Source organism: Pseudomonas sp. 02C 26 (assembly GCF_002843585.1).
In the GTDB taxonomy this organism is placed as follows: domain Bacteria; phylum Pseudomonadota; class Gammaproteobacteria; order Pseudomonadales; family Pseudomonadaceae; genus Aquipseudomonas; species Aquipseudomonas shirazensis.
Window position 1 is genome coordinate 2,387,487 of record NZ_CP025262.1, and the last position, 21,982, is coordinate 2,409,468.

The 21,982-nt window shown below is 62.0% G+C and carries 17 protein-coding genes; 9 read left to right on the top strand and 8 right to left on the bottom strand.

The features are described from left to right. The first annotated feature begins 72 nt into the window (after positions 1-72). A complete protein-coding gene (locus tag CXQ80_RS10795) occupies positions 73-1,005 on the top strand; it encodes a 3-keto-5-aminohexanoate cleavage protein (protein WP_101319241.1) in 933 nt (310 codons plus the stop codon). A gap of 98 nt (positions 1,006-1,103) precedes the next feature. Further along, on the top strand, positions 1,104-2,444 hold the full coding sequence (locus tag CXQ80_RS10800) for an MFS transporter (RefSeq protein WP_101319243.1): 1,341 nt from the start codon (positions 1,104-1,106) through the stop codon (positions 2,442-2,444). A gap of 67 nt (positions 2,445-2,511) precedes the next feature. Here CXQ80_RS10800 and CXQ80_RS10805 read toward each other — a convergent pair whose 3' ends face one another. Next, entirely contained in the window at positions 2,512-3,183 is a 672-nt protein-coding gene (locus CXQ80_RS10805; protein ID WP_101319245.1) for a DUF3313 domain-containing protein, read from the bottom strand. Positions 3,184-3,511: 328 nt separating this feature from the next. Between CXQ80_RS10805 and CXQ80_RS10810 the strand changes: the two genes are divergently transcribed. Then, entirely contained in the window at positions 3,512-6,379 is a 2,868-nt protein-coding gene (locus tag CXQ80_RS10810) for an HD domain-containing phosphohydrolase (RefSeq protein WP_371918903.1), read from the top strand. Between the two features lie 118 nt (positions 6,380-6,497). Then, entirely contained in the window at positions 6,498-7,682 is a 1,185-nt protein-coding gene (locus CXQ80_RS10815; RefSeq protein WP_101319247.1) for an MFS transporter, read from the top strand. Between the two features lie 46 nt (positions 7,683-7,728). On the opposite strand, the gene CXQ80_RS10820 is transcribed toward CXQ80_RS10815, so the two are convergent. Both CXQ80_RS10820 and CXQ80_RS10825 read right to left on the bottom strand, forming a co-directional pair. Then, on the bottom strand, positions 7,729-8,916 hold the full coding sequence (locus CXQ80_RS10820) for an MFS transporter (RefSeq protein ID WP_178080764.1): 1,188 nt from the start codon (positions 8,914-8,916) through the stop codon (positions 7,729-7,731). A gap of 141 nt (positions 8,917-9,057) precedes the next feature. Then, a complete protein-coding gene (locus CXQ80_RS10825; RefSeq protein WP_101319251.1) occupies positions 9,058-9,945 on the bottom strand; it encodes a LysR family transcriptional regulator in 888 nt (295 codons plus the stop codon). Positions 9,946-10,082: 137 nt separating this feature from the next. On the opposite strand from CXQ80_RS10825, the gene CXQ80_RS10830 reads away from it, so the two are divergent. From CXQ80_RS10830 to CXQ80_RS10845, 4 genes are all read left to right on the top strand, one after another. Beyond that, the gene (locus CXQ80_RS10830) at positions 10,083-11,438 is read left to right on the top strand and encodes an MFS transporter (RefSeq protein ID WP_101319253.1); all 1,356 of its coding nucleotides are present in this window, start codon (positions 10,083-10,085) and stop codon (positions 11,436-11,438) included. 15 nt (positions 11,439-11,453) lie between these two features. Then, the gene (locus CXQ80_RS10835; RefSeq protein ID WP_101319255.1) at positions 11,454-11,891 is read left to right on the top strand and encodes a type II 3-dehydroquinate dehydratase; all 438 of its coding nucleotides are present in this window, start codon (positions 11,454-11,456) and stop codon (positions 11,889-11,891) included. A 261-nt stretch (positions 11,892-12,152) separates the two neighbouring features. Then, complete coding sequence (locus tag CXQ80_RS10840; RefSeq protein ID WP_101323013.1) at positions 12,153-12,776, top strand: dTMP kinase; 624 nt, start codon at positions 12,153-12,155, stop codon at positions 12,774-12,776. A gap of 36 nt (positions 12,777-12,812) precedes the next feature. Beyond that, positions 12,813-14,408 (top strand): PQQ-dependent sugar dehydrogenase, encoded by a 1,596-nt coding sequence (locus tag CXQ80_RS10845; RefSeq protein ID WP_101319258.1) that lies wholly within the window; start codon positions 12,813-12,815, stop codon positions 14,406-14,408. A 6-nt stretch (positions 14,409-14,414) separates the two neighbouring features. Here the strand turns inward: CXQ80_RS10845 and CXQ80_RS10850 are convergent, their stop codons facing one another. The 5 genes from CXQ80_RS10850 to CXQ80_RS10870 all read right to left on the bottom strand — a co-directional run bounded on the left by CXQ80_RS10850 (position 14,415) and on the right by CXQ80_RS10870 (position 19,654). Then, entirely contained in the window at positions 14,415-15,149 is a 735-nt protein-coding gene (locus CXQ80_RS10850) for a peptidase (protein WP_101319260.1), read from the bottom strand. Between the two features lie 63 nt (positions 15,150-15,212). Next, on the bottom strand, positions 15,213-15,992 hold the full coding sequence (locus tag CXQ80_RS10855) for a transglutaminase family protein (protein ID WP_101319261.1): 780 nt from the start codon (positions 15,990-15,992) through the stop codon (positions 15,213-15,215). Beyond that, on the bottom strand, positions 15,989-16,939 hold the full coding sequence (locus CXQ80_RS10860; protein ID WP_101319263.1) for an alpha-E domain-containing protein: 951 nt from the start codon (positions 16,937-16,939) through the stop codon (positions 15,989-15,991). Before CXQ80_RS10860 ends, CXQ80_RS10855 begins: the two co-directional genes overlap by 4 nt. A gap of 3 nt (positions 16,940-16,942) precedes the next feature. Next, the gene (locus CXQ80_RS10865; RefSeq protein ID WP_101319265.1) at positions 16,943-18,352 is read right to left on the bottom strand and encodes a circularly permuted type 2 ATP-grasp protein; all 1,410 of its coding nucleotides are present in this window, start codon (positions 18,350-18,352) and stop codon (positions 16,943-16,945) included. A gap of 255 nt (positions 18,353-18,607) precedes the next feature. Beyond that, on the bottom strand, positions 18,608-19,654 hold the full coding sequence (locus tag CXQ80_RS10870; protein ID WP_256585770.1) for a diguanylate cyclase: 1,047 nt from the start codon (positions 19,652-19,654) through the stop codon (positions 18,608-18,610). A gap of 231 nt (positions 19,655-19,885) precedes the next feature. On the opposite strand from CXQ80_RS10870, the gene treS reads away from it, so the two are divergent. Continuing rightward, on the top strand, positions 19,886-21,949 hold the full coding sequence (gene treS, locus CXQ80_RS10875; RefSeq protein ID WP_101319267.1) for a maltose alpha-D-glucosyltransferase: 2,064 nt from the start codon (positions 19,886-19,888) through the stop codon (positions 21,947-21,949). The last annotated feature ends 33 nt before the right edge of the window (positions 21,950-21,982 follow it).

Here is a 21,982-nt window from a genome sequence, read left to right on the forward strand (position 1 = left end):
GTAACGGCGGGGCTGCAGCCCTGCTGCTGACGTATTCACTTTCTCACCAAGAACAAGAATGGAGAAATTCGCATGTCCAGAAAACGTCCGATCATCATTACCTGCGCGGTCACTGGCGCTATTCACACGCCGTCGATGTCGCCGCATCTGCCGATCACCCCGCAGCAAATTGCCGATGCCGCCATTGGTGCCGCCGAAGCCGGCGCTGCCATCGTCCACCTGCATGCACGTGACCCGATCGATGGCCGGCCCAGCCAGGACGTCGACCTGTTCCGCCAGTTCTTGCCGCAGATCAAGGCCAAGAGCGACGTCGTCATCAACATCACCACCGGCGGGGCGCCAACCATGGGCGTTGAAGAGCGCCTGCAGCCGGTGGCTCAGCTCAAGCCGGAGCTGGCTTCACTGAACATGGGCTCGATGAACTTTGGCCTGTACGAAATGCTCGAGCGCTTCACCGAGTTCAAGCATGACTGGGAGCGGCCATATCTGGCAGAAAGTGACGACCGGATCTTCCGCAATACCTTCCGCGACATCGCGCACATACTCAACGCCTGTGCCGAGAACCGCACCCGCTTCGAAATCGAGTGCTACGACATCGGCCACCTGTATACCGCCGCGCATTTCCTCCAGCGCGGCCTGCTCAAGGCACCGATATTCATCCAGTCGGTGTTTGGCCTGCGCGGCGGTATCGGTGGCCACCCGGAAGACCTCGCGCACATGCGCCGTACGGCTGATCGGCTGTTTGGCGACGCTTATCAGTGGTCGATCCTGGGCGCCGGGCGCAATCAGATCCCGCTGGGTACCATGGGCCTGGCAATGGGCAGCCACGTACGGGTTGGCCTGGAGGATTCGTTGTGGGACGGCCCGGGCCAACTGGCTGCATCCAATGCCGACCAGGTCAAACGCATCCGGACAGTGATCGAAGCGCTCGGCGCGCGCGTAGCAACGCCGGATGAAGCCCGGGAAATGCTCGACCTCAAAGGCCAGGACAAGGTCGACTTCTAGCCCCGGCGTCACCTCGCGGATTCTGTGCAGCGGGGCGTTGGGCCCGGCTGCCGGCACCTTCAGCATTCACCGGCTACTCAAGCCATGAGGTTTGTGCGATGACAATTACAAGAAACATCGATAGCGCTGCCACACCCCGTGATTCAGCCACGCTGAACAAGGTCATCTTCATCAAGCTGATGCCGTTGCTGATTGCGGCGTACATCCTGAGCTTTCTCGACCGCACCAACATCGCTTTGGCCAAGCATCAGCTGGATGTGGATCTGGGCATTTCGGCGGCGGCCTATGGGCTGGGCGCCGGCTTGTTCTTTCTGACCTATGCGCTGTCGGAAGTACCCAGCAACCTGATCATGCACAAGGTCGGCGCGCGCTTCTGGATCGCCCGCATCATGGTGACCTGGGGCCTGATTTCGGCCGCGATGGCGTTTGTTCAGGGCGAAACCTCGTTTTACATCCTGCGTCTGCTGCTGGGCGTCGCCGAGGCGGGGCTGTTCCCCGGCGTGATGCTCTATCTGACCTATTGGTTCGGCCGCGAGCAACGTGCGCGGGCGATTGGCTACTTCCTCCTGGGGGTGTGCTTCGCCAATATCATCGGCGGCCCGCTGGGCGCGTTGCTGATGCAGCTGGACGGCGTCTGGGGCTGGCGTGGTTGGCAGTGGATGTTCATGCTCGAAGGCCTGCCGGCGGTGTTCTTCGCCTATGTCGTGTGGACGAAGCTGCCGGACCGGCCGAGCAAGGCGCCGTGGCTGAGCCCGGCTGAAGCCGAGCAGATCGAACGCGGCCTGGCGGCTGAGCAGGAGGAAGGTGCAGGGCAGGGCGGCCATTCGCTCAAGCAGTGCCTGACGCCGCAGATCTTCCTGGCGATCCTGGTGTACTTCTGCCATCAGATCACGGTGTATACGGTGATCTTCTTCCTGCCGGGGATCATCGGCAAATACGGCGAGTTGACCACGCTGCAGATCGGCTTGCTGACCTCGCTGCCGTGGATCGCCGCAGCCGTGGGTGCCATGGCGCTGCCGCGTTTTGCCACAACCCCGCAGCGGGCGCGGATGATGCTGGTGTGCGGGTTGCTGACCATGGCCGCCGGGCTGGGTATCGCCTCGCTGGCAGGGCCGGTGCTGAGCCTGCTGGGGTTCTGCCTGTCGGCGCTGATGTTCTTTGTGGTGCAGTCGATCATCTTCCTGTACCCGGCGTCACGCCTCAAAGGCGCTGCACTGGCCGGTGGGCTGGGCTTCGTCAACTCGTGTGGGCTGTTGGGCGGCTTTGTCGGCCCGTCGGTGATGGGCCTGATCGAGCAAACGACAGGTAACGCCATGGACGGGATGAAAATCATCGCGGTGATCCTGGTGCTCGCCGCGCTGGCTGCCCTGCGCCTGCGTCAAGGGCATGAGCGCAAGGTCCCCAAGGCTGAAGCGCATGGACGCCGACAGGTAGTTTGAGTCCACGCTGGGCTGCTCTGGCTGACGTTGCCGGCCAGAGCAGCCCTTTTTCGGTTGTAACCTTGGACTATTTGTCTTTGACCTGCTCGAACGACTTGGCCATGTCTCTGGCCCAGCCATCGACTACCGCTTTCACATCCTTGGTCTGCATGACCTGGTCGGCGTTATCCAGTTCGGCGCCCGCACCTTTGCGCACCACCTGCGCCACCACTTTGTTGTCGGCCGCGTCGATGAAGGCCGCTTCAGTGGCGAGGCTGGTGTCCTGATCACGGATGCCGGTCGCGGTGCTCACGCCGGCTGCGATCAAGGCAATCGGGATCACTTCATAGGCTTGCAGGCTCTTGGTGCTCGCACTCACCCCAGTAATCGCCGGCCGCACGATCAACACCCCCGGGCCTGGTCCCTTGGCCAACGGCATGACCTTGGCCATTTCCCGCTGCAGGGCCTGATCGTAATACTGGGTGATGCCTTGCAGGGTGCTGGCGGGGATCTTGGCCGTGGGCTGCGGCTTTGGATACAGCTGGCTCGGTTCGATATAGACCTTGGTGTAGCGGCGTGCATCGAGCTTCGGATCGACCCAGCGCATGACCGGCGCACCGGAAGGTGAAGTCTCCTGCTTGAGCAAACTGTAATCCTTGAGGAATCCAGAATACTGGTTGGACTCGACGTACTTGCTGGCACAGCCAGACACTGCAAGTGTTGCCACGCACAACGCGGTCAGCAGTAACTTTGACTTCATGTTGTTGCTCCTTGTGGACCGATCTCGGACGAGATCACACTGCCGAGGGGGAATCGCCACGTCGCGCGGCCTTTCACACTATCCAGCTGCAGCGTTGCGATTGGTGTCAAACAGGGTGATGCGAGTTGCCCTGTGGCCCGCATTGCTTATGTAATGAGCGCAGCCGAGTCCAGTACATGCCAGCGCTGTTACTTGGCACACCTGGGCAACCGTCAATCAGCATAGTCCAGCCATGCGTAAGTAAAGAGTTGGGCTAGGATTAGCTGGAACAGGCGCGGCGGGCATTCGAGCTGCGGATTACAACGAATGCCAAAGAAGGTCCAGACCCTTGAACACCTCACGCCGCGGCTTCTCCCTGCAAGTGCTGATTGGCCTGGCAATCATGTTCAGTACGCTGACGCTTGGGGCAGTGCTGGCCTACCAGGGCTACCGCAGCATCGAGCACACCTTGCTGGCTGCGTCGGCCGACACCAGCCGCCAGCTGGCGCGCACCATCAACGAGCGGGCGCAGCGTTTGATCAACCCGGTGCTCAGCTCGATCCGTCTGCTTGCCCATGACTCGCTTGCCGAGGCCGTCACGCTGCAGCAACGGCTTGATCGTTTGCCCTTGCTCGCGGCCAGCCTGGACGCTAACAGCATGCTCAGCGCGGTGTATGTGGGCTATGCCAATGGCGAGTTCGTGCTGTTACGGGCGCTGCGCGACAAGGCCGATAGCCAGAGCGTACATGCGCCCGCAGGTGCCGCGTACCTGTTGCAAAGCATCAGCCTGGACGGCAGTGGGCAGATGCTCGGTGAGTGGCGCTTTTACGACAGAGGGCTGACGCTGCTGCAAACGCTGGCTAAACCGGACTACCACTTTGACCCGCGTACGCGGCCGTGGTTTGTCGAGGGCCTGGCCAGCGCGACTACCCAGTTGACCAAGCCCTATGTGTTTTTCACCACCAGGGAGATCGGCCTTACGGTTGCCCAACGCAGCATCACTGGGCACGCAGTGCTGGGCATGGACGCCTCGGTCAACGACCTGGGCGGCGAAGTTGCTGACCTGCGCACGACCCCCGGCACGCAGATGGCGGTGGTGGGCAGTGACGGCGAGGTAGTGTTTTACCCAGACCTGCAGCGGGTAGTGGTCCAGGACGGTGCGGCGCTGCGTTTGTCGCGCCTGGACGAGCTGGCGGTCGACAGCCTCAGCTGGCTGTTCGTCAACAATTACCAGAGCGCAGACCCGGTCCACTATCAGGCGGCCGGCCAGGACTGGTACGGCGTGCAGGTTCCGCTTTCGTCATTCACCCAGCACGACATCCGCCTGCTGATCGCAGTACCCGCGGCTGAGCTACTGGGCGGCGCGCGGCAGATGCTGATGGCCGAAGCGCGCTGGGCGATTGTTCTGATCGGGGTCCTGCTGCTGGTCGGCTGGGCCCTGGCGCGGCGCATTGGCCAGCCGCTGCAGGCGCTGACCGAGCAAGTACAGGCTCTGGCCAGTTTCGACTTCAGCCGGCGCGTCGGGGTCGAGTCGCGGATCAGCGAGGTCAGCGCGCTGAGCGAGGTGCTCGGCGGCATGTCGCGCACCATTCACAACTTCCAGGCGATCACCCTCAGCCTGAGCCGGGAAACCAATCTGGAAGATATGCTTCGCCAGGTGCTGGGTGAACTGGTGGAGGCGACTGCCGTAACCAGCGGTGCTGTCTATCTGGCCGGCGAAGACAGCGAGGTATTACGCCTGGCTGCACACTATCGCGATGAGCGCTATCCCGCTGACCTGCAGTTTGGCGTGCACGAGCCGCATCAACTCAATAGCGCAGTGGAGCAGGCGATGCCTGGCCAGACACCGACCATGGCCGTGGCGCTGAATGACCGCAGCGGGCAGCGCCTTGGGCTGTTGGTGTTGCAGCTGGGCCCGGCGCAGCTGCACTCGGGCGGCATTGCACCGGCATTTCGCCAGTTTGTCGAGGAGCTGTCCGGGGCGGCCGCAGTGGCCATAGAGACACGCCAGTTGATCGAGGCCCAGCAACGCCTGCTCGATGGCATCATCCAACTGCTCGCGGATGCCACCGATGCCAAAAGCCCCTATACCGGGGGCCACTGCCAACGGGTGCCGGTGCTGGCGCAAATGCTCATGGACAGTGTCATCGCCGCAAACAGTGGGCCTTACGCACAGTTTCACATGAGCGCGCTGGAGCGCTATGAGTTCAGGATCGCGGCGTGGCTGCATGACTGCGGCAAGGTTACCAGCCCAGAGTACGTAGTCGACAAGGCGACCAAGCTGGAGACCTTGAACAACCGCATCCACGAAATCCGCACCCGCTTCGAAGTGCTCTGGCGCGATGCCGAGTTGCTCTATTGGCAGCGCTTGGCTGAGGGTGGCGAGCAGCAGGCGCTGCAAGCAGCGCTGGAGAATACCCGGGCGCAGTTGCAGGAAGAGTTCGCCTTTATCGCCAATGCCAACATCGGCGGCGAGTTCATGTCCGATGCCGATATCGAGCGCTTGCGTACCATTGGTTCACACCCGTGGCTGCGCAACTTCGATAACCGCCTGGGCTTGTCCCGTGACGAGGCAGAACGCTTGGCACCGGTGGCCTCGGCATTGCTGCCGGCGCCTGAGCAATTATTGGCTGACCGTGTCGACCACCTGGTGCCATGGGGTGAGCGCAAGCCGCCAGTCGACAAGCACGACCCACGCAATACCTGGGGCTTCGACATGCGCCTGCCGACCCATGCCTACAACTATGGTGAACTGCACAACCTGAGTATCCGTCGCGGCACCCTGACTGACGAAGAGCGCTTCAAGATCAATGAGCACATCGTGCAGACCATCATCATGCTCAACACCTTGCCGTTGCCCAGCCACCTCAAGCGCGTACCGCAGATTGCCGGCAACCATCACGAGAAGATGGACGGCAGCGGCTACCCGCGTGGCTTGAAGAAAGACGACATGAGCATCGCCGAACGAGTGATGGCGATTGCCGATATCTTCGAGGCACTGAGTGCCGCTGACCGGCCCTATAAGGCAGCCAAGACGTTGTCGGAGTCAGTCAAGATTCTCGGCTTCATGGCCCGCGACCAGCACATCGACCCAGGGCTGTTCCGCCTGTTTTTAAGCAGCGGGGTGTACCGCGAGTACGGCGAGCGTTTTCTGCGCAGTGACCAGCTTGACGACGTCGATATCGAGCCCTATCTGCGCGCATTCGCAGGGTCTTGAGGGCGTCTTGAGGGCGTCTGGAGGGTGCCTGCCGACTATCGATTGCGCTCATGAAAGTTTGACCGATGAGTCAAATCTGCCTAGGGTAGCCCGCTCTGTTTTTCTGTTTGAGCGTGTTATGACTACCCCGTACAAGCTGCCAGCAACCGTCTACCTGCTGGGTTTGACCATCTTCACCCTGGTCACCGCCGAGTTCATGGTCGCCGGGATGATGCCGGCATTGGCTGATGCCTTCTCCGTCAGCCTGGCCCAGGTCGGCAACCTGATTGCCTTCTATGCATTGGGCATGGCCCTCGGTGGGCCGCCGCTCACAGTGCTGCTGATTTCTCGCGGCATCGGTAACAAACGGGCGTTGATCGCCTTGTTGGTCGTCTATTTATTGGCCGCCGGGGTGTCCGCCGTGGCGCCGAGCTACACCATTCTGCTGACGGCGCGGGTGATCATGGGTGTGGCCAGTGCAGCCTGCATCGGCCTGTGCATGACTCTGTGTGCCGGGCTGGTGCCGTTGGCCGCGCGGGGCAGGGCGATCGCGGTGGTGCTGGCGGGGCTGATGCTGTCGCCGGTGGCCGGCGTGCCGCTGACCACGGTGATCGAGCAGGTCGCCGGCTGGCGCGCCAGTGCCTGGATGATCGTTGCCCTGGCGCTGCTGTGCACCTTGCTGGTCGCACGCCAGCTGCCGCAGGACGTCGCCGGCCAGCAGCCCAGCCTGCGTCGGCAACTGGACGACCTGAAAAGCCGCAGCCTGTGGGGTGCCTATGTCACCAGCGGGCTGATCATCGGTGCGACCTTTGCCGCATTCAGCTACATCACACCGATCTTGATCAACGAAGTCGGCGTATTGCCCGCTTACGTCGCACCGCTGCTGGCGCTGTACGGCGTCGCCAACGTGCTTGGCAACCTGTTCATCGGACGTATCGCCGAGCGGCACACCTTCCGCGCCTTGGGTTGGGGGCTGGCGTTGCTGGTGCTGGCCATGGCCGGCTTTGCGCTGGGCGGCGAGCATCGCTGGTTGAATTTGCTGTGCTTTATCCTGATCGGTTTTACCGGCGTGGCGCTCAACCCAGCGATGGTCGCGCGGGTGATGAAGGCCGCGGAGCCGGGCGCGTTGGTCAATACCCTGCACACCTCGGTCATCACCGCTGGTTTGGCCTTTGGCAGTTGGGCGGGGGGCCAGGCGATCGATGCGGGCTTTGGCCTGCGTGCGCCGCTGTGGGTTGGCGCGGCGCTGGCCGGACTGGGCCTGATCAGCCTGGCGCGGCCACTACTCAATGCCCGCACGCCTGCGCCAAGGCCGTATGCCTGATTGAAGCAGGGCGCAACAGTCAGGACTGTTGCGCCCACGTGTTTGCTTAGTGGCCGCCCTTCATGCGGCGCGCCAGCAGATACAGGCCCAGACCGACCAACGCGGTCGCCGCGCCGATGTAACCGGTGCTGGTCCAGCCCAGTCCAGCAGTAATCGCCATGCCGCCCAGCCACGGCCCCAGCGCATTGGCCAGGTTGAACGCTGCGTGGTTGGATGCCGCCGCCAGGCTCGGCGCCTCGTGGGCGATGTCCATCAAGCGAATCTGCAGCGGCGCTGCCAGGGCGATCATGCTGCCGACCAAAGCGATGCCGAGCATGACTGACCACAGTGCATGGGCGGCGTAGGTGAAGAACAGCAGCACGCCGATCGACCAGAGCAACACCAGGCCTACCGCACGGAACTGCAGCCGATCAAACAGCTTGCCGCCGGCAATGTTGCCGATGATGCCGCCGGCGCCAAATGCCGCCAGGGCAAAGGGGATCATCTGTGCCGAAGTGCCGGTCACCTCGAGCATGGTGGGCGCCAGATAGCTGAACACGCAGAACATCCCGGCAAAGCCCACGGCGGCAATGCCCAGCGCCATCCACACTTGCGGCAAGCGGAACGCCTGCAACTCCTTGCGCGGATCGCTGCGTGCTTCATCGTCACGCTGCGGCACGTAACGCCAGACCAGGGCAATGGTGCATAGCGCGATCACGCCCACCAGCAAGAATGCCGACCGCCAGCCAAAGTACTGCCCCAGCAGGGTTGCCACGGGATTGCCCAGCAGCATGGCCAGGGTCAGCCCGAGCATCACTCGCGCCACCGCCCCGGCCCGCTGGTTACTCGCGACCATGCTCGAGGCCACCACCGCCGCGATACCAAAATAGGCGCCATGGGGCAGGCCGCTGATAAAGCGGAACGCCACCAGGCCGCCGAATGATGGGGCAAAAGCGGTCGCCAGGTTGCCCGCGGCATACAGCGCCATCAGCAACAGCAGCATGTGCTTGCGCAGCAGCTTGGCGCCGAGAATCGCCAGCGCTGGTGCACCGACCACCACGCCCAGGGCGTAGGCACTGATCGCGTGGCCGACTTGAGGCTCGCTCAGGTGCAGGTTGCTGGCAATGTCGGGCATCAGGCCCATGATCGCGAACTCGCCAGTGCCGATGGCGAAGCTGCCCAGGGCCATGGCGGCCTCCATTTTCGCCACGGTGGCTTTGGAGGCGGTTGGGGGAGGGGCTTGGTGAACTGACATCGGGATCCTTGTTGAAATACGCTGAAACGTTTAACTGAGCAGTTTATGGATGTGAACACGCTCCGTCGAGGCGGTTCATCGCTTGGCCAGCTAATGCTGCGAATGCCTGCGGAGTACAGATGTACTCCGCGTCGAAAAAGCTCAGCTCAACCAGCCTTGCGCCTCTTCCAGAAAATGCATGACTGCCCGTGAGCGCTCATCCACGCGGGTGATCAACGACAGCTCGCTGTGCATGTCGGCCTGCTCGAGTTCAAGCGTACGGATGCCCGGCATGCTCAGTTGAGTGAGGGTTTGCGGGAGAATGCTGATGCCGATACCTGCTGCAATCAGGCCAGGAATGCTCATCAACGAAGGCACTTGCATGACGTTGGCAGGGTGCAACTGATACTGCCGGCATAGCTGCAGTATGTGTGAGGTCAGGCCGATGCCGAGCGGGTCCTCAAGGAAGATGAACTTCTCCTGGCGCAGGCTCGCCAGATCGCCGTTGAAGGTATCTGCCAGCGGATGGTTGTCAGGCATCAGCAGGACCAGCCTGGAGGTACTGAAGCAGTGGGTGCGCAGGCGGGCGGGCAAATGGTCCTTGAAGATCCGGGCAAAGCCGATGTCGAGCGTGCCTTCCAGCAGTTTGTCGAACTGAGCCTGAATGCGCGCATCGAGCAGGGTCACCTTGACTTCCGGATAGCTGCTGAAATAGTGCCGAATCAACTGTGGCAGATTGGCCTCGAGCAGTGCCGAATGGTAGCCGATGGTAATTTCACCGATCTCTCCGCGCCGAGCGCGCTTGGCGGCGGCCACGGCCAGCTCACTGGAATGCAGGGCGTCCCGCGCATGCGGTAGAAACGCCGCGCCAGCGGCGGTCAGTTCGACGCCGCGATTGGCCCGGCGAAACAGCGTGACGGCCAGCTCGCTCTCCAGAGTCTTGATCAGCTGACTCAACGCAGGTTGGGCAACCTGCAAGTGCTCGGCAGCCTTGCTGAAGTGCTGAAACTCGGCGGCGCAGACGAACGCGCGCAGATGACGTAGCTCCATGATTCGACCTGTATAAGGCTAGCTTATGAATTTATCCGGTTTTCGATAATTATCTTGCAGGTAAAAGCGCCTAGAGTCGACTCAGATGCACAACCGTCCGCTACGGGCGCTCGATAACAATAATGATTGAGACACTCATGAATACGACAGATGCCTCTGCTGCAGACAGTCAGATGTCCAGAAAGGCGGTCACCGCCGCCACCATCGGTACCGCGCTGGAGTGGTTCGACTTCACCCTTTACGGCGCGGTAGCTGCAACGGTCCTGCCCAAGCTGTTCTTCCCGGCCATGGAGCCCACCTCCGGCTTGCTCGCGTCACTGGCGACCTTTGGCGTAGGACTGGCGGCGCGGCCACTGGGCGCGATCACCTGCGGCTATCTGGGTGACAAACTCGGCCGGCGCAACCTGATGCTCGCGACAGTCAGCTTGATGGGCCTGGCCTCGGTGCTGATGGGGCTGCTGCCGACCTACGCGCAGGTGGGGATCTGGGCGCCGATCATGTTGGTGATCCTGCGGATCATTCAGGGCTTCGCGCTGGGCGGCGAGTCGACTGGCGCGCAACTGATGGCCCTGGAACATGCACGTTCGGATCGGCGCGGGTTCTATTCAGGGCTTCTCGGCCTGTGCTCGCCACTCAGTCAGATACTTGCCAACGGCGCATTGCTTGGCCTGGCCGCGTTGCTCAGTGCCGAGCAGTTCGAGTCGTTTGGCTGGCGCATACCCTTCCTGATGAGTTTCGTGCTGGTGGTCGTGGCGATCTTTATTCGCCTCAAGGTCAGTGAAACGCCTGCCTTCGTTGCCTTGCAGAAGACCCAGGCGCCCCATGCAGGCAGCCCGTTGAAAGATGTGCTGAAGACGCACTCGCGGACCATTCTGCGTTTGATGCTGTTCTTCTGCTCGCCGGCCGCGCTGTTCTACCTGATCGTCATCTTCAGCTTGAGCTATCTGGTCAAAAACCTAGGCATGAGCCAGTCCATGGGCTTCATGTCACTGATGGTGGCCAACGTCTGCGCCATCTTCGGTGCGCTGGCCGGCGGCTACCTGAGCGACCGTTGGGGGCGCAAGAAGGCATTGGCGTTTGGCTCCTGCATGACCCTGGCGATCCTGATGGTCTACTTCCCGATGCTCAATACCCAGCAACCGGCAATGATCATGGCAGCGATGGGGCTGTTCCTCGGTTTCACCCAGTTCCAGAGCGGCATCCAGCCCGTCGCCTTTGCCGAAGCGTTCCCGACCAACGTGCGTTACAGCGGCTCGGCCCTGGCCTACACCGGTGCCAACCTGCTGATCGGCGGGCCGATGCCTATCCTCGCCGTGTGGCTGATGAGCCAGACCGGCAATTCACCCTGGCTGCTGGTGGCTATCTGCGCCGCGACCAATCTGGTCTCGCTGGCGATGATTCTGATCGGCCCGGAAACCCGCGGCATCGATCTCGACCAAGCCGACGGCGACGCCACTGTGCAGGCCAGCGCGTCACCCCAGTACCTCAAATAAATGCAGAGTCCGACCATGAATCGTTCAGTCTTTATCCTCAACGGCCCCAACCTGAACATGCTGGGCCGCCGCGAACCCGAAATCTATGGCACGACGACACTGGCCGAGGTGAAGCACGATTGCCAGCAGTTGGCGGCCGAACTGGACCTGGTGTGTGAGTTTCGCCAGACCAATCATGAAGGGGTCATGGTTGACTGGTTGCAGGAAGCCTTCGAGCGCGAGGTGGCCGTGATCATCAACCCCGCTGGCTTTTCATTCCACTCCATCCCGGTGCTGGATGCTATGAAGTTGATCAAGGCACCGTTGCTGGAGGTGCACATTTCCAACATCCATGGACGCGATGAACTGCATCGCCATTCGATTACCTCGACAGTGGCCAATGGTGTGATTGCAGGCCTTGGGGTTGAAGGGTATTTGCTGGCGTTGCGGGCGATAGCCAGCCGGCTTGGCTGAGTGTACGGTCAGCACTTCTGAAACTTGTGTTTGGGTCGAGAACGTCGGGGCTGCTTCGCAATCCTTTCCGACCGGCCCGGCGCCCCGGCAAGGCCGCTCCTACAGATTGACCGCATCCGGCAGGCCAGCGCGTACATCTGTAGGAGCGGCCTGGTGTCGCGAAAGGGGCGCAGAGCGCCCCCACCGTCACCCATTAAGCAGGGTAGAATGCGGCTCGCCATGAGCGCATTGAAGGTAGTGATTTTGCTGACTGCAGGCCCTGTGAATCGTCCGTTGTTCGTCGCCTTCGACGGCCCTAAAGGCACCGGTAAAACCACGCTTCTGGAAGCCGTGACTCAGGCTCTGCGCGCGGAGGGCAACAAGGTTGTCCGCCTTTGCGAGAAAAAGAGCGATCCGTTTCGTGGCGAGACCATGGCCCTGGTAAACCAGGTAGCGCGAACCCCTTGTGCAGAACTGGAGTTGCAAATCTGCCAACGCCTGGCAGACAGCCGCGCCTGGATCTCACAGCAGATACTGCCCAAACAGCCCGCCGACAGCATCATCCTGATCGACCGCTGGTATCCCTCCGATGCTGCCTTTCGCCGTCTGGTGCCGTTTGCGCAGATCCTTCAGCTGAACCTTGAGCGTGACGTGCAGGTGCCCGACCTGCACGTTGGAGTCGTCACCGCCCCGAGCATTTCATGGGCCAGGGCAGCGGCACGCTCGCGCGGACTGAACAGTACCGTGATGCACACGCTGCAAGAGCATGTCGCTTCGAGCGAAACGTTTGAACGTGCGGTTGCCGAGCATGGCTGGGTATTGTGTCGCAATGAGGGTAGCGTTGAAGACGCGACGAAGCAGATTGTGGCTGAAGTTCAAAGCCTGGTTGTTGGTTTGCCAATATGAAGTGATGTCACCCACCCTAGTGCAGGAAATAACCCGATGCAGACACCCATGCGCCACATCCTCGGTGTACTCGCAGCCAGCTTGGTCACGGCGCTGCTCGCCAGCATCATCCAGACGCAACTGATACTCAGTGAGTTGATCGGGCTGGGGGCGCCGATCACGGCATCGATCCGCATGCACTCGACCGTGACGGATCTGATGACCTTCGCGCCGATCATGATGGCTATTGCAGTTGCGACGCTCGCCCCGGCGTTGCTGCTGGCGCATTGGCTGGCCAACAAGGTTTCAGTGCCACGCATGGCATTATGTGCGGGTGCTGGCATGTGTGGGCTTTGGACGGTGTTCTGGCTGATGCGCTCGGTCATTCCCATGCCGGCGATCCCCGGCACCAGAGACTTGCTCGGCCAGGTGTTGATGGCTTCGACGGGGATTGTCGCGGGTTTGCTGTATGCACAGCTGACCTCACCAACCCTCGCAGTTGTAAGCAGTCAGGACCGGGCCAAGGCGCTATTGGCGGTTGCGCTGGCTGGTATCCCGGCCAACCTGTTCTTTATTGGCGCACCGGCTGGCGTCGAGCGGCCTGCCGTCGTTGATGCGAGTAGATACAAAGTCCAGACAGTGGCCACTGGCTTGAGACAGCCATGGTCGGTTGCACTACTGCCGGATGGACGCGCATTGGTGACCGAGATGGCAGGGCGCCTGCTGGCTATCAGCAGCGACGGCTCAACTGCACAGGTAAACCTCGATGGGCTTCCGGCGCTGTTCCAGCAAGGTGCTGTCACTGGTTTGATGGATGTCGTGCTGGACCCGCAGTTCGAGCACAACGGCCTGCTTTATCTAACCATGGGTTATGGCAAGGCAGGCGCCAATGGCACGCAGCTGGTGCGGGGCAGACTGGTTGGCAATGCGTTGAATGACGTCCGCGTGCTGTTCAAATCGACACTCAAGCCCAGCGCCGGCAACAACGGCGGGCGCCTGGCATTTCTCGCCGATGAGACCCTGGTGCTGACCGTAGGCGATGGCAGCACGCGCCGTGAAGAGGCGCAAAACCGGGCCAATTCGCTGGGCAGCGTGGTCAGGCTCGACCGCGATGGCCGGCCACCGGCGGACAATCCTTTCATCGATCAGGCAGGCACCGCTGCCGAGCTCTACAGCCTGGGCCACCGCAACCCGCAGGGCATCGCGGTCGATCCTGCAACCGGCGATTTGCTGCTCAGCGAACACGGCCCCCGCGGTGGTGACGAGATCAATCAGATAGTGCCGGGCGGCAACTATGGCTGGCCCATCGTTACCGGCGGAGTTGACTATCCGTTTGCGCAGGTAACACCACTACGTCAGCTGGCGGGCTATGAAGATCCAGTCGTGCAGTGGACCCCCTCGATCGCACCAGCCGGCCTTGCCGTCTATCGCGGCACGATGTTCCCGGACTGGCGCGGCAATTTGCTGGTACCTGCGCTCAAGGAACGGGCGGTGCGTCGAGTATTGCGCAACGGCCGCCAAGTGGTCGGGCAGCAACTGCTGCTGGCAGACCTGAAGGAGCGGATGCGCGATGTCAAGGTTGCGCCGGACGGTTCAATCTACGTCCTCACCGACGGGCCTGACGCCAGGCTATTGCGCATCGTCGAACCCTGAGCCGGATCAATCGGCCATGAACTCACGCGGCGGCGGCTGCAGATCAGCCAGCAGATTCTTCAAACCATCGCTCCATTGCCGGCGAATATGGCTGTAGTACGGGTCATCCTGATGGATGCGCACCGGCGCCTTGGCGGCAAAGCTGTCCTTGGCATACACCAGCAAATCCAGCGGCATGCCCACTGACAGATTGCTGCGGATGGTCGAGTCGAACGAAATCAGGCCGCAGCGCAGCGCCTCGTCCAAAGGGGTGTGGTAGGTCAGGTTGCGATCGAGAATCGGCCGGCCGTACTTGCTCTCGCCAAGCTGCAGAAACGGCGTGTCCTGGGTGGCCTGGAAGAAGTTGCCCTGGGCGTAGACGTTATAGATGCCCATCTCGGCGCCGGCGATCTGGCCGCCGACCATGATCGTGCAGCTCAGGTCGATCTGTGCGGTCAGCTTGCTGCGGTCGCGGCTAATGACTTCGCGCAGCGTATCGGCAACCAGCACCGTGGCATCGTACAGCGAGGTGACGTTCAGCAAGTGGGTGCCGCTGCCGCGGCTGCGCTGTTCGAGCAGGCTGACCACCGATTGCGAAGTGGCCAGGTTGCCTGCGGTCTGCAACACGATCAGGCGTTCACCTGGCGCGCTGAAGACGAACAACTTGCGAAAAGTGGAGATCTGGTCGATGCCTGCGTTGGTGCGTGAGTCGCAGATGAACACCAGTCCGTCTGCCACGTGCATGGCGACGCAATAGGTCATGCTGGTTACCTTGTGCTGTGGGAATAGAGGCCCCGTCCTGGCGAACCTGACGGGGCTTTGTTGCTACTGGCGATGGACGTGAACGCTGGCCTGCATCGACTCGGTGCCGCCACCGCGGCGTACACCGCGGACCGGGCAGGCATCCAGGTAGTCGAGGCCGACTGCCAGTTTCAGGTGGCGCTCGGGGCGGGTGATGCGGTTGGTCACATCGAAGCTGTACCAGGCGTCATCGATCCAGGCTTCGGCCCAGGCGTGGCTGGCCAGGTGGGTTTCATCCTCGGTGCACAGATAGCCGGACACATAGCGCGCCGGAACGCCCAAACTGCGGGCGCAGGCGAGAAAGGCGTGGGTGTGGTCCTGGCATACACCGGCACCGCCGTTGAAGGCTTCGATGGCGGTAGTGACTACCGAGGTGGTTCCCGGGCTGTACGGCATCTGGTCGGCGAGGCCCTGCATCAGTGCGGTCAGCGCTGCGCGGTCCCGGTGCGCGCCGCAATGCTGAATGGCAAAGGCCTTGAGCGTGTCATCGGCCTGGGTCAGGTGGCTGGTGCGCAGGAACGGCAGGGGCGACTGCTCGCCGGCTTCCTGCTCGCATTCGGAGTCGATTTCGACCTGGCCGCTGGCGGTCAGGGCCAGGTGCCCGTGGGGTTTGTCCAACGTCAGCACATGCAGGATGTTGCCGTAGGGATCGATCTGGCTGTTGACCTTGCGCGGCAGCTCCAGCTGCCAGTCGAGGATACGCTGGCGATCGCTGCTGCGCGGGGTCAGGCGCAGCAGCTGGATGCTGTTGCTGACATCGCTGGCGTAGCTGTAGGTGGTGTCGTGACGGATAGACAGTTTCATACGACCTCCAGGTAGGAATTGTGCACGCTCTGGCCCAGCTGGTGGATACGGCCGATGAAGTCGGTCAGCCACAGGTGCAGGCCGGCGTCGAGAATTTCGTCGATACCGGTGTAGCGCAGGCGCGCATTGAGTTCGGCGGCCATGCGCTGGGCGGCGCGACCGGTGTTGCCCGGCAAGCCGGCGAGGATCTGGTCCAGCTCGTCGATACAGGAATGCAGCGAGCGCGGTACGTCGACCCGCAACAACAACAGCTCCGACACCGGCCGCGCGCTGGGCGCATTACGGTAGATCTCGTTGAACGCCTCATAAGAGGTCAGGGCGCGCAGCAGGGCGCTCCACTGGTAATAGCCGCGGGCCGAGTCGTCGCTGACTTCTTCGGAGGTTTCGCCGAACATTTCATAGCGCGCATCGAGCAGGCGCAGGGTGTTGTCGGCACGCTCGAGAAAGGTTCCCAGGCGGATGAAGCTGTAAGCGTCGTTGCGCATGATGGTGCCGGAGGTGGCGCCGCGGAACAGATGCGAGCGCTCCTTGACCCAATCGCAGAACTGGCTGATGCCATAGCGGCCGAGGCCGTTGCTGGCGATGTTGCGCATCTCGATCCAGGTGGCGTTGATGTTTTCCCACATGTCGGCGGTGATACGCCCGCGCACGGCGTGGGCATTGGTCCGCGCTGCCTGCAGGCAGCAATAGATGCTGCTGGGGTTTTCCGCATCGAGGGCGAAGAAGTGCAGCATGCGCTCGGAGTCGAGCTCGGTGTGCTTGCGCAGGTAGTCATCAAGGGTGCCCGAGGCCAGCAGCGACATGGCCAGTTCAGCGTGGCCATCGGAGCGGCCGGCCTGGGGCATCAACGACAGCGAGTAGCTTACTTCAAGCATGCGCGCGAGGTTTTCGGCGCGCTCCAGGTAGCGCGACATCCAGTACAGATCGGAAGCGGTTCTTGAGAGCATCGGTCAGTCCTCCACCACCCAGGTGTCCTTGGTACCGCCGCCCTGCGACGAGTTTACCACCAGCGAGCCTTCCTGCAACGCCACGCGGGTCAGGCCGCCAGGCACCAGGCGGGTCTCGCTGCCGGACAAAACGAACGGGCGCAGGTCGATATGGCGCGGGGCGATGCCTTGTTCGACAAAGGTCGGGCAGGTCGACAGGCACAGGGTCGGCTGGGCGATATAGGCATGCGGGCGGGCTTTGATGCGCGCGCGGAAGTCCTCGATCTGCGCTGCCGTTGCCGCCGGCCCGACCAACATGCCGTAACCGCCGGAGCCTTGGGTCTCCTTGACCACCAGCTCGGGCAAGTTGGCCAGCACGTGGGACAAGTCGGCAGGCTTGCGGCATTGCCAGGTGGGGACGTTCTTGAGGATGGGCTCTTCGCTGAGGTAGAAGCGGATCATGTCGCCCACATAGGGGTAGATCGACTTGTCGTCGGCCACGCCGGTGCCGACGGCATTGGCCAGCACCACATTGCCGGCGCGGTACACCGAGATCAGGCCGGGCACGCCAAGGGTCGAGTCCGGGTTGAAAGACAACGGGTCGAGGTAGTCGTCATCCAGGCGTCGGTAGATCACGTCGACCCGCTGCGGCCCGGCGGTAGTGCGCATATAAAGATGCTCGTCACGCACGAACAGGTCGGCGCCTTCGACCAGTTCGATGCCCATCTCGCGGGCGAGAAACGCATGCTCGAAATAGGCACTGTTGAAGCGCCCGGGGGTGAGCACTACGGCGGTCGGGTTGTCCAGCGGGCTGGCGCTCTTGAGTGTGTCCAGCAGCATGTTCGGGTAGTGGTCGATCGGGGCGATGCGCTGCGCGGCGAACAGCTCGGGGAACAGGCGCATCATCATCTTGCGGTCTTCAAGCATGTAGCTGACGCCGCTTGGGGTGCGCAGGTTGTCTTCGAGCACGTAATAAGTGCCATCGCTGTCGCGCACCAGGTCGACCCCGGCAATGTGCGCGTACAGCCCACGGTGCAGGTTCAAACCCTGCATTGCGACCTGATAGCCCTCGTTGGCCAATACCTGTTCGGGCGGAATGATGCCGGCCTTGAGGATGCGTTGGTCGTGGTAGATGTCGTGCAGAAACAGGTTCAGCGCCTGCACCCGCTGAATGCAGCCGCGCTCGACAATGCGCCATTCGCTGGCGCGGATGCTGCGTGGGATGATGTCGAAGGGGATAAGGCGCTCGGTGTCCTGCGCGTCACCATAGAGGGTAAAGGTGATGCCAGCGCGGTGGAACAGCAGGTCGGCCTCGCGTCGACGTTGTTCCAGCAATTCCAGCGGTGTATTGGCCAACCAGCGCGAAAAAGCCTGGTAGTGGGAGCGGCAACTTCCGTTTGCCTCATACATTTCATCGAAAAAAGCCCGGGACATACCCACTCCTTGCTACGCATCGTCAGCAGCGTTGTCGCATACCTGATCAGCGTTGCAATGAAGGTGCCGAAACGGGCAGGGCAGTGTGGCTAGGGCTCGAATTGATGCAGAAATTGCGATTGGGCGCTGTTTAGCATCAGAAAAACGACGCGCCAACGGCTTTTACGCTCAATCCACGTCAACGGCGGGAAGGCTTGGCGCATCAAACAGGTGCGCGTTGGCAGGCTTTGCCAAAGTTGCCCCAAACGGGGGCGTTCAGGCGGTGGTGCGAACGTGCTCGACAAGCTCGACGCGGTTGCGGCCGCTGGCTTTCGCGCGATACATGGCCTTGTCAGCGCAGACCAGTAACGCATCAAGATCACTGTCGGCGGTTGTGGCATAGACCAGGCCGATGCTTGCCGTCACGCCGTGCTCGCTGCTCACGTTGAGTTGGGCGATCAATGCCCGCAGGCGCTCGGCAATCTCGACGGCCTCGGCCCGGGGCGTGTTGGGCAGCAACAGTGCGAACTCTTCACCGCCGAGCCTGCCGGCGATGTCATCGTCGCGCAGGCAGGCACTGATGACCGTGCCAATGCGTTGCAGGACCCGATCCCCCGCCGCATGGCCGAAGGTGTCATTGATCTGTTTGAAAAAGTCGACGTCCAGCATCAGCACAGCGACCAGCCCGCTCTGCTGCTCGCACAAGGCATGCTGGGCCGAGGCATGATCGAAGAACGCTCGGCGATTGTTCAAACCGGTCAGCCCGTCTGTGCAGGAGGCAATCATGGCCAGCCGGTGGGCATGTTCCATTTCATGCTTCAGGCGCCAAGCAGTCTCCAGTGCTGACGACAGACTGCGGGTGGCATTGACGACAAACGAGGCAAACACCAGCACCGCCAGGGCTATGCCTTGTTGCAAGGCAGAAGGCTGCAGTAACAACCAGATCGTGCAGGGCAGCAGCACCAGAGCAACGGACACCAGGGTCATATTGCGAAAGGACGAGTAACACGACACCGCGCTGACCGACATGCCTACTGCAAACAGCATGATCAGCGTCTGCCCGACCAGATCACCGACCGGCATCACCGCAAGCGCGCCGAGGCCCCAGGTGCCCGCCGACAATGCCAAGGTCAGCCAGTAGCGGCGCTCCCACTGTTGCGGCGAGCGCTGGTTGGGCGCGGCGCGGCGGTAGGTGATGAACATCTCGGTACGCAGCAGCGTGGTCGCGGTCAGCACGCTCATCCAGATGAGCACCGCTTTGTGATCAAAGCGCTCCCAGCCCATCCAGCACAGCATCGCTGCAGCCAGGTAGCTGCCCAGCACCGCCGGCGCCGATTGCACGAACAGCTGCTTGAGCCGATCGGTCCTGACGTGCTGGGTGATCTCGGGGCGAAGGTCGGGGGCGTTCATGGCGTGAGGCCGCAGCTCTGGATACGGGTGCGGCATTGTGTCATTGCGCCAGCGCCGCGCAAAGCGCTCCAGGCGAACGTTCATTGCTGCCATGCGTCATACCCTAAAGCCTGCGTACATTCACTTTTGCCTTGTGGGGAGCTTATGACAGATCAGGACGACTACATTAAATGGCTCGAAGCGCGTTCCATGCTCAAGATTTCCCAGGACCGGGCCAAGCTCTACGGCGGCCAGTCGCGGCTGTGGATGAACGCCTATGCCGAGTCGCAACCGCGCCGGGCAATTGAAATATCCTCGGTGTGGTTGACGGTGTACCCCGACGCGATCGTGTCGCCTGAAGGGTCTTCGGTGCTCCAGGCGCTGGGCCATGAAGCGCTGTGGAAGCAGTTGTCCGAGATTGGCATCCAAGGCATTCACACCGGTCCGATCAAGCAGGCCGGTGGGATCAGCGGTGATCAGTTCACGCCAAGCGTGGACGGTAACTTCGACCGCATCAGTTTTGACGTCGACCCGCTGTTCGGTACCGAAGAAGAATTGGTGCGCATGAGCAGGATCGCCGCCGCGCACAACGCGGTGACCATCGATGACCTGATCCCCGCACATACCGGCAAGGGCGCGGACTTCAGGCTGGCCGAGCGGGCCTATGGCTTGTATCCGGGCTTGTATCACATGGTCGAGATTCGTCAGGAAGACTGGCACCTGCTGCCTGACGTGCCCGCGGGCCGCGACGCCGTCAACCTGTCACCAGCGGTATGCGACGAGTTGAAAGCGCGGCATTACATTGTCGGCCAGTTGCAACGGGTGATCTTCTTCGAGCCGGGAGTCAAGGACACCGACTGGAGTGCAACACCAGCGATTACCGGCGTCGACGGCATCGAACGGCGCTGGGTCTATCTGCATTATTTCAAGGAAGGGCAGCCGTCGCTGAACTGGCTCGACCCATCGTTTACCGCCCAGCAGATGATCCTCGGTGATGCGCTGTATGCCCTCGACTGCCATGGCGCACGCGGTATCCGCCTGGATGCCAACGGATTCCTCGGCGTCGAAGCACGCGCCGAAGGCCCGGCCTGGTCCGAGAGCCATCCGTTATCGATCACCGGCAACCAGATCCTCGGCGGGATGATCCGCAAGGCCGGCGGCTTCAGCTTCCAGGAACTGAACCTGACCCTGGATGACATCGCCCAGATGTCCAAGGGCGGTGCCGACCTATCCTACGACTTCGTTACTCGGCCGGCCTACCAGCACGCGTTGCTGACCGGCGATACCGAGTTCCTGCGCCTGATGCTGCAGCAGATGCACGCCTTCAAGATCGACCCTGCCTCGCTGATCCATGCCCTGCAGAACCATGACGAGTTAACCACCGAGCTGGTGCACTTCTGGACCCTGCATGCCCATGACATGTTCATGTACAAGGGCCAGACCATCCCCGGCAGCATCCTGCGCGAGCATATCCGTGAAGAGATGCATGAGCGCTTGTCTGGCGAGCATGCGCCGTACAACCTGCGTTTCGTCACCAACGGCATCTCCTGCACCACCGCGAGCCTGATCACTGCCACGCTGGGGATTCGTGACCTGGAGCTGATCACCGAGGACGATATCGCCCAGATCCAGAAGATCCACCTGTTGCTGGTGATGTACAACGCCATGCAACCCGGCGTGTTCGCGCTGTCGGGTTGGGACATGGTCGGCGCACTGCCACTGCCGGCCGAGGCTGTCGCCGAGCGCATGCTCGATGGCGACACGCGCTGGATTCACCGCGGTGGCTATGATCTGGCTGGGCTGGCGCCTGAAGAGCAAGCATCCGTGCGTGGCATCCCCAAGGCCCGCGACTTGTACGGCAGCCTGGACAGCCAGCTGCAACGCAGCGATTCGTTTGCCAGCATGGTGAAAAAGATCCTCGCTGTGCGTCAGGCCTATGGCATCGCAAGCAGCAAGCAGATTCTGGTGCCAGAAGTCAGCAGCCCCGGCTTGCTGGTCATGGTGCATGAACTGCCTGCCGGCAAGGGTATTCAGATCAGCGCGCTCAACTTCAGTGCTGAAGTCATCAGCGAGGAACTGACACTGGCCGGCTTTACCCCGGGGACCGTGGTCGACATGATCAATGAAACGGTCGAGGGCGACCTCAGCGAGGACGGGCGCTTGATGATCAACCTGGAACCTTATGAAGCGCTGTCGCTGCGGATCGTCAACAGCAGCGGGCATTTCTGAGACGTTAACTCGCGATGTGAAACCAGACCAGAG